General features: G+C 47.3%; 9 protein-coding genes. 8 read left to right on the forward strand and 1 reads right to left on the reverse strand.

The features are described 5' to 3' along the window. Positions 1–466 precede the first annotated feature (466 nt). The 8 genes from EC604_RS14250 to EC604_RS14285 all read left to right on the forward strand — a co-directional run bounded on the left by EC604_RS14250 (position 467) and on the right by EC604_RS14285 (position 11,000). Positions 467–1,804: a hemolysin family protein gene (locus EC604_RS14250; RefSeq protein ID WP_123064794.1), complete on the forward strand. Its 1,338-nt coding sequence runs from the start codon at positions 467–469 to the stop codon at positions 1,802–1,804. A 46-nt stretch (positions 1,805–1,850) separates the two neighbouring features. After that, positions 1,851–2,933 (forward strand): hemolysin family protein, encoded by a 1,083-nt coding sequence (locus tag EC604_RS14255; protein WP_123064795.1) that lies wholly within the window; start codon positions 1,851–1,853, stop codon positions 2,931–2,933. 426 nt (positions 2,934–3,359) lie between these two features. Further along, entirely contained in the window at positions 3,360–4,310 is a 951-nt protein-coding gene (locus tag EC604_RS14260; protein ID WP_429351407.1) for a ring-cleaving dioxygenase, read from the forward strand. Positions 4,311–4,321: 11 nt separating this feature from the next. Further along, entirely contained in the window at positions 4,322–4,927 is a 606-nt protein-coding gene (locus EC604_RS14265) for an alpha/beta hydrolase (protein WP_123064962.1), read from the forward strand. A gap of 482 nt (positions 4,928–5,409) precedes the next feature. Next, positions 5,410–7,710 (forward strand): beta-glucosidase family protein, encoded by a 2,301-nt coding sequence (locus EC604_RS14270; protein WP_123064796.1) that lies wholly within the window; start codon positions 5,410–5,412, stop codon positions 7,708–7,710. 255 nt (positions 7,711–7,965) lie between these two features. After that, positions 7,966–8,832 (forward strand): alpha/beta fold hydrolase, encoded by an 867-nt coding sequence (locus tag EC604_RS14275; RefSeq protein ID WP_123064797.1) that lies wholly within the window; start codon positions 7,966–7,968, stop codon positions 8,830–8,832. A gap of 252 nt (positions 8,833–9,084) precedes the next feature. Then, complete coding sequence (gene ilvA / locus EC604_RS14280; RefSeq protein ID WP_123064964.1) at positions 9,085–10,317, forward strand: threonine ammonia-lyase IlvA; 1,233 nt, start codon at positions 9,085–9,087, stop codon at positions 10,315–10,317. A gap of 77 nt (positions 10,318–10,394) precedes the next feature. Next, entirely contained in the window at positions 10,395–11,000 is a 606-nt protein-coding gene (locus EC604_RS14285) for a GNAT family N-acetyltransferase (protein ID WP_240036890.1), read from the forward strand. A gap of 513 nt (positions 11,001–11,513) precedes the next feature. Here the strand turns inward: EC604_RS14285 and EC604_RS14290 are convergent. Further along, complete coding sequence (locus EC604_RS14290) at positions 11,514–12,488, reverse strand: hypothetical protein (protein WP_123064798.1); 975 nt, start codon at positions 12,486–12,488, stop codon at positions 11,514–11,516. Positions 12,489–12,688 lie beyond the last annotated feature (200 nt).

Here is a 12,688-nt window from a genome sequence, read left to right on the forward strand (position 1 = left end):
CATATAGACTACTCTGCGAACAATAGACTGTAAGCTTGTGCCAAACCATAACGTGCAACTGGATGGTTTGGATCAAAACATGATATACTTTTCGGAAACAGGAATCGATACGTTGGGAGGTGGATATCTATTGGGTAGGCGATATTGTAAATTGTCCAAATGGCGAATCTAGGTGGAGTTGATCAAGGAACAATGGACAGCATGAGGGGTAACCCGTTTTGATTGAAGTCGTTTCTACGCGTCATTGACGTTATTGACTTCATCTTGGATTCCTGTTTTAGATTTACAAGGTCATTATGCGACTTATACAGAAGTGATCATGAACTGATTTTTTATATATTTTTTATACGACAATTGCTCTCTGGCAACAGACATTAAACAGCGCATGAAAGGTTAACGGCATGAACGTTACCGCATTACGCTGTAACTATCTTTGGAGGTGAATCCCTGACAATCGGGGAAGTCTTTGGACATAATTACCATATTAAATATCGCATTACTTATCATCTTGATTGTACTGACTGCATTTTTCGTTGCGTCGGAGTTTGCTGTTGTGAAGATTCGTACATCAAGGGTAGATCAACTGGTTGCCGAAGGCAATAAGAAGGCAGTGCTTGCCAAAAAGGTCGTCTCGGATCTCGATTATTATCTGTCTGCCTGTCAGCTGGGGATTACCGTTACGGCCCTCGGACTCGGGGCATTGGGGAAACCGACGGTGGAGAGATTATTGTATCCGGTGTTCAGCTATTTTGATGTACCTGCCTCGGTCTCGGCGATTGCTTCTTATGCGATAGCTTTTATACTCGTTACGTTTTTGCATGTCGTTGTTGGTGAGATGGCACCGAAAACGTTGGCGATTCAATTTTCTGAAAAATTAACCTTGTTACTCTCGCCGCCGCTGTACTGGTTTGGTAAAATCATGTATCCGTTCATCTGGGCACTCAATGGTGCATCGCGTGTAATTCTGCGTGGATTCGGTGTGAAGCCTGCCGGACATGATCAAGCCTATTCCGAGGACGAGATTAAGATCATTATGAACCAGAGCTATGAAGGCGATGAGAGTAATCAGACCAAGCTTTCCTATTTGGAAAATGTTTTTGTGTTCGACGAACGTGATGCCAAAGACATCATGGTTCCACGTACCGAGCTGATTACACTGAATCAAGATATGACGTATGACGATATTATTCCTATTTTGGATGAGCATAACTACTCCAGATATCCCGTCATTGAGGATGGAGACAAAGACCGCATTATCGGTGTCGTGAATGTGAAAAAGATTTTGCCGGACATGGTTGCGACCCGGGCACATCAATTGAGTGAATTTGTGCGTGAGATTCCATTTGTGTCGGAAGTAACCTCCATTCAGGATGCGATGATCAAAATGCAGCAGGAACGTGTTCATATGGCTGTCGTCGTGGATGAGTACGGCGGTACTTCGGGAATCATTACGATGGAGGATATCCTTGAAGAGCTGGTCGGCGAGATCCGGGATGAGTTCGATGCCGATGAAGTAGCGGACATTCAGGAAACCGGGGACAATCAATATCTGATTAGTGGTCGTGTACTTCTGGATGAACTGGAACGTCAATTCGGAATTATATTTGATGGTAATGAAGAGATGGATACCGTTGCCGGATGGATTCAATACCAGAAGGGTGTCGGTGTGGAAAAAGGAGATACCGTTGAACACGGCGACTATGTCTGGACGGTAGTGGATGCAGAGAACTATCACATCAAGCAGGTGCTGCTTGAACGTGTAAACGGCACTGAGGTTGAAGAGCCTGCTAGCGATCTGGCTTAACATTTCAAAACTTAATGGAGGTGAATCCCTCACCTGAGGGAAATCATTGGACGGAATAATAGCCTTAAACTTATTTTTAGTAGCTGTATTTATCGGATTGACCGCGTTTTTCGTAGGAGCCGAATTCGCTATTCTGAAAGTACGGATGTCCCGTATTGATCAGTTGATTTCGGAAGGCAACAAAAAAGCTGTGGTCGCCAAAAAAGTGGCACATAACCTGGATTATTATCTGTCTGCATGTCAACTGGGTATTACGATTACGGCACTCGTACTGGGTGCCTTGGGTGAACCGACCGTAGAGAAGATGTTGCATCCGTTGTTCGAAAGTCTGGAAGTGCCTGCTGCACTGTCCACCGTACTCTCTTACGGTATTGCATTGGCATTTATCACTTTCCTGCATGTCGTAATCGGTGAGCTTGCACCCAAAACACTTGCCATTCAGTTTGCTGAAAAAATGACGTTGTTGCTTGCACCGCCGCTCTACTGGTTCGGTAAAATCATGAATCCGTTCATTTATGCGCTGAATGGTGCAGCACGTTTATTACTTGGCATTTTCGGCATCAAACCTGCCGGGCATGATACGGTTCACTCCGAAGAGGAACTAAAGCTGATTATGGCGCAAAGCTATGAGAGTGGTGAGATTAATCAAACCGAGCTGGACTATCTCAAAAACATCTTTGCCTTTGATGAGCGTTTGCTTCAGGAGATCATGATTCCCCGGAATAAAATCGTTACATTGAATAAAGAAATGCCGCTGGATCAAATTATTGAAGTGCTGAATCAGCATGAGTATACGAGATATCCTGTCATTGCAAACGGGGATGCAAACCATTTTGTCGGGTTTATTAATACCAAACAGACGTTAACGAGTGTAGCTGCGGGCAGAACGTTCAGCATGAACACGTTCACGCATCCAATGCCGAGCTTCTCGGAGCGTTCACCGATCAAGGATGTGCTCGTTCAAATGCAACATAGCCGTGTGCATATCGCTTCTGTCAAAAACGAAGCAGGCGCAACGATCGGCATGGTGACGATGGAGGATATTCTCGAAGAGATTGTCGGGGATATCAAGGATGAATACGAGCATAAGGATCTGGTAAATCCACCGAAGAAACTAAAATTGGTGTAAGAAGAATCAGAGCCAGAAGCAGGCTTCGTTTGGGTGAGATACATGTACCAGTACTCTGGAATCGTTATGGTCATGGAAATGGACATAGCTTGAGGTGCCTAGCTTGAAATAGTTCATTTGTATTTATAAAAAGACAGGTTCCCGTACTTCGGTGCGGATACCTGTTTTTTTATGTGAAAAGCAGTTCAGAGCGATACGTTTTGACAAAAACAACGAGTATAATTAACGTTCACCGCAGTAATATCTTAATTTTGAAATATATACTTGCATATTGTTCGTAGATAGATTAATATGAATTTAAAGAATCTTAATTTAAAGATAAATAACGAAAGTAAAGGTTATTTAGATCCTCATGTGCAGTAAATAAAACAACCGTACAACAACCAAGATAATGAATAATAAACGAAAACTAAGGGAGTGGAGATTATGTTCAGAACTTCAGGCATTCATCACATTACCGCTTTTGTCGACGACGCGCAGAAAAATGTAGACTTCTACGCAGGTGTACTGGGACTCAGACTAGTGAAAAAAACGATCAACTTTGATGCACCGGATGTGTATCACTTGTACTACGGCAATGAGCAAGGCGCGCCAGGTACGATCATCACCTTTTTCCCGCAAAAGAATGCAAGAAGAGGTGTGATTGGCTCAGGTCAGACCGGGGTTACTGTCTATGCCGTACCGGTGGGCAGCTTGTCCTTCTGGAAAGAACGTCTTGCTTCCTTCGATATTCCATATGAAAATAAAACCAGATTCGGTGAACACTATATTCGTTTCTTCGATAAAGGGGGCTTGCTCCTTGAACTGGTTGAGCGGGAAGGCGGTCAGCCAAGCCAGTGGGCATTTAACGGGGTAACACCGGAGCATGCCATCAAAGGATTTGGCGGTGCGGTACTGTACAGTCACGTGCCTGAGAAAACGATGGATGTGCTTGTCAGCAAGCTTGGCCTGGAACAGGTTGGCGAAGAGAATGGCCTGATCCGCCTGCGGGCGAGCGGTGATCTGGGACAGATCATCGATATTCAATCGACAGGTATCCAGCGCGGTATCGGTGGTGCAGGAACGGTACATCACATTGCATGGCGTGCCAAAGATTACACGGAGCATGAACAAATTCAGCAGGACCTGGATCAAACGGGGTATCATCCAACACCAGTGATTGACCGTCAGTACTTCAATGCGGTATATTTCCGGGAACCAGGCGGTATTTTGTTTGAGATTGCTACAGACCCTCCGGGCTTTGCACGGGATGAACCGCAAGAGACGATGGGTGAGAAATTGATGCTGCCTGAGTGGTACGAACCACAGCGTGCGCAGATTGAACAATTGCTGCCACCAATTCAAGTACGGGAATGGAAAGGAGAGTCTAAATCATGAGTACAGCGACGATGAAACATATCTACAAAGCAGGTGCGCGGCCAGATGCACGGGCAATACTGTTGCTCCACGGTACAGGGGGAACGGAGAATGATCTGATCGGACTGGCGGAGATGATTGCTCCGGGGGCGGCGATTCTTGGAGTGCGAGGTAACGTGTCCGAGAATGGGATGCCACGTTTCTTCCGCCGTCTTGCGGAAGGTGTCTTTGATGAAGAGGATCTGATTGCCCGGACAGCGGAACTGGGAGCCTTTATCGATGCCGCTGCGGTGGAATATGGATTCGATCGATCGAACGTGTATGCACTGGGCTATTCCAATGGCGCCAACATTGCCGCAAGTTTGATGTTCCACCAGGCAACTGTATTCAAGGGAGCGATCCTGCACCATCCGATGGTGCCTCTGCGCGGATTGACACTGCCTGATCTGAAAGGACTGCCCGTGTTCATCGGTGCTGGAGAGAATGATCCCATTGTACCAAGACGTGAAACAGAGGAACTGGCTTCACTGCTGAGCGGAGCAGGTGCCGATGTGCATATGCACTGGGAACGTCAGGGCCATCAACTGACACGTACCGAGGCCGAAGCTGCGGCTGCATGGTATAAATCACAGTTGTAATACCGGTGCAGTACTTGTGGATGTATTGCATTACGAGATCTAGCACATATCGACATATATAAGAAGTTCGCAGGCAGCCTGATCCGGGAGATCGGGCTGTTTTTTTTGCTTTTTATATCCTATTTAAGTTGAACTATTCTTTACACGTTAACGGAGAGGACAGAAAAAAACTGGAAAAGCGAAGCGTTCGCCTAAAAGCTTTCTGCAAGAAAGCTACATCGGAAGCATACGCTTATCACCGGATTTTCCCCTTTGGAAAAGGGAATCAAAAAATCTGGGGATAACAGCGATTGAAGGTTATTCTGTCATCGGAGTGCATAGTGTAAAATCTTTAATTCAACTTATAAGCCTCAGGAAAAACGAACTTACCTGTTGTGTAAACGTGACGAACCGGGTAAAGATTTGAAATGAGGAGAGTTCGCGCAGTATGCTTGTTATATAGCTTCTACACTATACGAATATCATGAACCGGAGGGATTAATGTGGAACGTAACATCAAAGATTTGGTACAGCAGATGACACTGGAAGAAAAAGCGGGAATGTGCTCAGGGCTCGACTTTTGGCATCTGAAAGGGGTGGAGCGTCTCGGCATTCCGTCCATTATGGTAACGGATGGCCCTCACGGATTGCGTAAGCAGGATAGCAGTGCTGATCATCTTGGTCTGACCTCAAGTGTGCCTGCAACCTGTTTCCCGTCTGCCGCAGGGCTGGCGAGTTCGTGGGATACCGAGCTGGCGCGCCAGGTGGGCGTGGCTTTGGGCGAAGAATGTCAAGCTGAGGATGTAGCTGTGTTGCTTGGGCCGGGTGTGAATATTAAACGTTCTCCTTTGGGCGGACGGAACTTTGAATATTTTTCAGAAGACCCGCTGTTATCGACTCAGATGGCTACCGCTCATATTCAGGGTGTGCAGAGCCAGGGCGTGGGTACTTCGCTCAAACACTTTGCAGTGAATAATCAGGAAGAGCGCCGTATGTCGATTGATGCAGTGGTAGACGAACGGACGCTGCGCGAGATTTATCTGGCCAGCTTCGAAGGAGCAGTGAAGGACGCGCAACCGTGGACAGTTATGTGTTCTTATAATAAAGTGAACGGCACGTATGCGGGTGAAAATGAGTGGTTGCTGACCGACATTTTGAAGGATGAGTGGGGCCATGAAGGTCTGGTTGTCTCGGACTGGGGCGCTGTGAATGAGCGGGCAGATGCGCTAGCCGCTGGACTGGAGCTGGAGATGCCAGCGAGTGGCGGTATTGGAGAACGTAAGGTGATCGATGCTGTAGAGAGCGGAACGTTGCCCATGGACAAGCTGGATCTTGCGGTGGAGCGTTTGCTGACCTTAATTCTCAAAGCGGTTGATCATAAGAAAGAAGGTGCTTCGTACGATAAAGAAGAACATCATCAGCTTGCACGTAAAGTCGCATCCGAGAGTATGGTTTTGTTGAAAAATGAAGCCGGGCTGCTTCCGCTAAAGCGTAAAGGCAGTATAGCCATCGTAGGTGCTTTTGCGCGTAAACCTCGCTTTCAGGGAGGGGGAAGCTCCCACATTAATCCGACCAAGGTCGATGATATCTTGGACGAGATGACTCAGGTGGCAGGCGATGGAGTGACCATCTCGTATGCACCAGGGTACCGGATCGAAGAGGATGATGTGGATGAGACACTGTTGCAGGAGGCTGTTCAGGCTGCACAAGCGGCAGATACCGCTGTCGTATTTGTAGGATTGCCGGATCGATACGAATCCGAAGGGTATGACCGTGCCCATCTGCGTCTGCCGGACAACCACATTCGACTGATTGAAAAGGTTGCCAAGGTGCAATCCCGTGTGGTGGTGGTGTTAAGCAACGGTTCTCCAGTGGAGATGCCTTGGCTGCCGCAGGTTCAAGCTGTGCTTGAAGCTTATCTTGGCGGACAGGCTGTGGGAGGCGCAATTGCCGATCTGCTCTACGGTGAAGTGAACCCGTCCGGTAAACTGGCAGAGACCTTCCCTGCCAAGCTTAGCCATAATCCATCTTATCTGAACTTCCCTGGTGAAGCGGATCGTGTGGATTACCGTGAGGGGATTTTCGTTGGTTACCGTTATTATGATAAAAAAGAGCTAGAGCCACTATTCCCGTTTGGATACGGCTTGAGTTATACCGCGTTTGAGTATAGCGATTTACAGGTAGATCGCACAGCGCTAACAGATCTGGACGAGGTGCAGGTGCAAGTACGTGTCACCAACACGGGAGAACGTGCAGGGAAAGAGATTGTGCAGCTGTACGTCAGGGATGTCGAGAGCACGGTGATTCGTCCGGATCGGGAGCTGAAAGCTTTTGCGAAGGTAGCACTGGAGGCTGGCGAATCCAAAATAGTTCATTTCACGCTGAATAAGCGTTCGTTCGCGTATTACAACGTGGATATGAAAGACTGGCATGTCGAGACGGGGGAGTTCGAAATTCAGCTCGGCAGCTCTTCGCGGGATATTCGTATGCAGACTCGGGTAAGCGTAGAGTCTACTGCCACGTTCATTCCAACATATACACGCAATAGTACCCTTGGCGATATTCAGCAAGACCCGGCGAATAAAAAATTGTTGGAGCAGGTATTGAAGCAATTCCAGGAAGCGAGTGGTTTCGGCGGCGGAGATGATTCCGGTGACAATGATCATGCGGATATGATGAACGCTATGATGAAATATATGCCGCTACGTGCCCTTGTGGCCTTTAGCGGTGGCGCGATGACCGAGGAAGCGATGAATCAGCTGCTGGATCAGATGAATCACAAGGATCACGGCATTCGTGGATAAGATCGTGCAGGTATACGCTGAAAGATCATTCATGGGAATTGAATTAGACTATGCGCGAGGAAAAGGGCGCGAGGCCGTAAACGTTATATTGTACGTTCAGCTGTTGCAGGGCTGAGAGGGATACCCGATCCGACGATGGATCGGGTGTTCTTTTTTTGCAGGGAAAAAGGTATAATTAGTAATTGATAATCATTTTCATTTAGAAGCGTGATGAGAGACGGGTGCTGTGAATCCGTGGGGAGGGAAGGTGAAGCAATGAGTCATGATGCTGGATTACATACGTTAGGTTCAAGTGCATATATTAAGACCCGGGATGGCCGCAAGTTACATTACATGTCGAAGGGCGCTGGAGAAGTGACTGTCGTTTTTGAATCGGGGATGGGCGTCTCCAGATCTGCATGGGGACTTGTTGCACCAGTCATTGCGGAGTATGCGCGTACCGTGGTATACGACAGGGCAGGAGCTGGACGAAGTGATGTCGATCCTTCACCACGCACCCTCGTCCGAATTGCGGAAGACCTGAATGAATTGCTAGCGGAACTGAGGCCGGGGCCCATTATTCTGGTGGGACATAGCTGGGGAGGGCCCATTGTTCGTGCTGTGGCGGCTGCTAATTTGTCTCGTCTGCGGGGTATTATTCTAGTGGATCCGTCGGATGAGCATTGTAATTTATATTTTTCCCGCATGGCGAAGATCGGTTTTGCGATAAATGGGGCACTTATTCCTGCTCTGGCCCGTCTGGGCCTGTATCGGTTTCTTGGCATCAAAGAGTTTCTTAGTCAGCCTGCTGATGTTGCAGCAGATCACCGCCGGGAGGACTTTACGATACAAGCTGCTCGGACGATGGCTGCGGAGGGAAAAAATTTTTTGCAAGATTTAAAGGGACTACAGGAGCAGCCTCCCAAGCTGGGAGAGCTGGAAGTTAGCATTATTTCGGGTACCTTGCCGGGCAAGGGAGAACGTAAAATCAGACCTGCCATCGTTGAAGCTCACCGTCAGACGGTGAGTAAGCTAGCCAATGCGAGGTGGGTAGAAGCAGCGCGTTCGGGTCATATGGTGATGTTTACAGATCCTGAAGTGATCGTCAATGAGATCATGCGAATGATACGCGATGCGGAGTAGGAGTAAGGGATGAGAAAGTGGGAAATGAGAAAATGAGAAGTGTTTGTAAGTACTGTCGTCATAGCGAGTAGAAGATTGTTCCTCCCGGTGTCGGGCGCAATGACAGAGCAAAAGTGATACAATAAAAAGAAAAAGCAATGGATGACATTGTTAGACCATATAAGCGGAGTGTGGAGACAGATGAAACCAGAGAATCAAGAAGCAGCAGGAACGGGAGCCGGAAACGAAGCTTCTAGAAACGTCCATGTAGGCATGGAAGATATCGTGCGCGCACATCATGTGCTGCGTGAAGTGATTGTCAGAACGCCGCTACAGCGGGATGCTGTACTTTCGGCTAAATATAACTGTAATGTGTATCTGAAACGGGAAGACCTTCAGGTAGTGCGTTCATTTAAAATTCGTGGCGCTTACAACATGATACGCAATCTAACCCCTGCCGAAATGGAGAAAGGCATCGTCTGTGCGAGTGCCGGCAACCATGCTCAGGGTGTGGCTTTTAGCTGTAATGCACTGGGCATTCACGGCAAAATCTTTATGCCAAGCACAACACCGAACCAGAAGGTGAAGCAAGTGCGTCGTTTTGGCGGTAATAATGTAGAAGTTGTCCTGATCGGTGATACGTATGATGATGCGTATGCTGAAGCGATGCGGGCATGTGACGAACAGGGAATGACCTTTATCCATCCGTTTGATTCGCCTAAGATTATTGCAGGTAACGGTACGGTTGCAATGGAGATCATGGAAAGCCTTGATGAGAATGCAGACTATGTATTTGTCACGATTGGCGGCGGCGGATTGGCGGCTGGGGTAGGAACCTACATGAAAACCGTGAGTCCTGAGACACAAATTATCGGCGTAGAGCCGCTTGGAGCAGCTTCCATGAGTGAAGCGATGTTCCGCAAACAAGTGGTTACACTGGATGATATCGATAAATTTGTGGATGGCGCAGCGGTGAAACGGGTCGGTGATCTGACTTATGATATCTGCAGCAACATTCTGGATGACATCGTGAAGGTGCCAGAAGGCAAAGCCTGCACAACGATTTTGGAGTTATACAACGAAAATGCTATCGTGGTGGAGCCTGCAGGCTCGCTGGCTGTAGCTGCACTGGAGCAATACCGGGAACAGATCGCGGGCAAGACGGTGGTCTGTGTCATCAGCGGCGGTAATAATGATATTGACCGGATGCAGGAGATCAAAGAGCGTTCTCTGATCTACGAAGGTCTGAAATATTATTTCATGGTGAATTTCCCGCAGCGTGCGGGGGCGCTGCGGGAGTTTCTGGAGGAAGTGCTCGGTCCGAATGATGATATTGCCAGATTTGAATATACGAAAAAACATGACAAGGAAAATGGCCCTGCCCTGGTCGGCATCGAGCTCATGTACAAAGAAGACTACCAGCCGCTCATCGAACGGATGAACCGCAAAGGTATCGCCTACACCGAGCTGAACAAAAACCTGAATCTGTTTAACATGTTAATCTAATTAAGAAAGATGTTAATCGGGTGAGAAACAGAGATAGAAACGAAGATAGAGATGTAGAGAGAGGTGTCTTTTTACAAGTGAAACCTACTATAGTGTCAGAGCAAAAGAAGTCAGTGCTTCAGATCCGACCTGCACGGAAGGAAGATGTGGATCAGATCATTCCGCTGCTGGTGCAGGCTATTGGAGATATTGCTTATGCACTTGCGGGGGAGGCAGACCATGAGCGGGCAATGGACATCTTACGTGAGTTTGTTACACAGGAAAATAACCGGATCAGTTATCAGAATATCACTGTGATGGAGCAGGAGGGCCAGATTGCTGGCATGTTGGTAGCGTATGCCGGTGATGATGTGGATCGTCTGGATCAGCCGCTGCTGAATCGTCCCGGACGTGATGGGGATGAGAAATATGCTCTGGTAAAAGAAACCCGTCCAGGAGAGTATTATCTCGATACTCTTTCGGTAAGTGAGCCATTTCAGGGGCAGGGCATCGGCCGTGCACTGATGGCTGCGTTTGAGCAGCAGGGAAGAGAACTCGGACACACGCAGGTTGCCCTGATCGTGGAGCAGGACAATGGCCGCGCCATGCAGCTCTATGAACGGCAAGGCTATGTTCAAGACGAAGTGATTCTCATCGGTGGACATGAGTATTACCATATGGTCAAAGAGATCTCAGTCCTATAGATGGCTGGAATGCATTCGAGCTTCTCACTCGGAAGGAGCCAACGCTTGAGTGATGGATGCTTACGTATGTAACAGTGAGGGATACCACCTGTATCGTGAATCAGTAACAACTATATTCAGCCGGTTAACAACAGATACGCCAAAAAAGACGAAGCAACGCCGAGGGCGGTGGGTTCGTCTTTTTTGATAAAGCGGCGGTGGAGCACTATAAGCTGAACAGGCTAACGATCTCAGATGACGCTATTTGGTCGATTTCAACTCATTTAAAATTCTAACGATCGGGAGAAACGTTATTTCCCCATTTCAGACGAGCAATCATTGTTTTTTCTCAATGTAGATGAAATAGCGTCTCTGGTGATCGTTACATTGCTGCATACCTCTAAACTGGCCAAATAAGGTCCGTGATGATCGTTAGAATTTTTTTTAACCTAAATCCAACGCAAACTCCCTTGCTCACCCTCCAACTTATCCAGGCAATCAGCTGATTGTCACCGTTAGATTTATCTAAAACTTTTATTCACCGTACTGCGGCAGATATTCATCCCTAGATACGTTCTGTTCCAGCCATTTGTCGACAGCCTCCGTTTTTTCAAACTTGGATTCAGCGACGACATCCATGAACGCATTCAGTTTTTTCAAAAAAGCACTGTCCTCGGTTGAGTTACGCTGTAAAACAGCTTTGTAACCTTTTTGAGCATTTGCTTCCATTATGTTGGTGTCATAATCGAACAGGGGGGTATTATCGAGCCCGTAAAAGGTGTACAAGGTGTATTCATTCATCAACATCTGTACCTGGTTTTTCCGGTTAGACTTAGGGAAGTCATTCAGGAACCGCTCCTGATTCAGCGCACGGTTCAGCATATCCTGATATCCGATCATGAGGCCCCCATCTTCAGAGGCGATATTGCTCGTTTCGACTGCCATGATGCGGATGTACTGTTTGATATCTTGATTTACATAAGAAGTATATTTTTCAAAAGCGGCATAATTCATGATTGGATAGAGAGAACCCTCGATCACCGTAAGACGATAACCACTGTCTCTGGCCTGCTGCAAAAGTGAACGAAGACTCGTGTCTTTGGTGCGTGACATCAGCTGGGTGAAGCTGTCATTCCACTTGTATATTTTCTGCATCTGATCCTGAACATTGGGCACAAGCATGCGATCCGTTATGGCCGTTAGCGCTTTGAAGCGGGCATTTTCCAATTGGAGCACCATCAGAGTTGCATGATTTGGGGTCACCTGGCTGATTTTAGACTCCAGGTAACGGTCTGCCGCGGGCAGGCCATTTTTTTTGTAAAGCATGTTCTGAAAGGATTTGTAGATTGCGGTCGAATTGGCTGATGTTACTTTGGTATTCGCAGCAGGTGCAGCAGAAGCGATGCCAGAGACTGGGGAAACAGCCGTTTGTAACAATAAAGCAATAGCCGTGGCCGTAAGCAGCGTGCGCATACCTTTCTTTTTATAAGAATACAAAGATGACGCCATAGATATAAACCTCCTGTAATTCTGGAATGGATAGATAAGGATGAAGTCAAGGTACCTCATGTAAAAGTGAGGGCGTATCCTGTTAATCGTTAAATATATAACCCAGATGTAGACTTGACTCACTATTACCCACAGATTAAAGCAATTGGCACAAGAAGTGGTTTCGGAATGGTGACAAATTCTTCTGTTAATTTTAACCT

Origin of the sequence: Paenibacillus amylolyticus (assembly GCF_003719335.1) — a bacterium.
GTDB lineage: Bacteria > Bacillota > Bacilli > Paenibacillales > Paenibacillaceae > Paenibacillus > Paenibacillus amylolyticus_D.

Excerpts from the sequence above, each read along its gene's own strand:
- EC604_RS14290 (WP_123064798.1), bottom strand. The coding sequence starts at position 12,488 with ATGGCGTCATCTTTGTATTCTTATAAAAAGAAAGGTATGCGCACGCTG.
- EC604_RS14275 (WP_123064797.1), top strand. The coding sequence starts at position 7,966 with ATGAGTCATGATGCTGGATTACATACGTTAGGTTCAAGTGCATATATT.
- ilvA (WP_123064964.1), top strand. The coding sequence starts at position 9,085 with ATGGAAGATATCGTGCGCGCACATCATGTGCTGCGTGAAGTGATTGTC.
- EC604_RS14265 (WP_123064962.1), top strand. The coding sequence starts at position 4,322 with ATGAAACATATCTACAAAGCAGGTGCGCGGCCAGATGCACGGGCAATA.
- EC604_RS14260 (WP_429351407.1), top strand. The coding sequence starts at position 3,360 with ATGTTCAGAACTTCAGGCATTCATCACATTACCGCTTTTGTCGACGAC.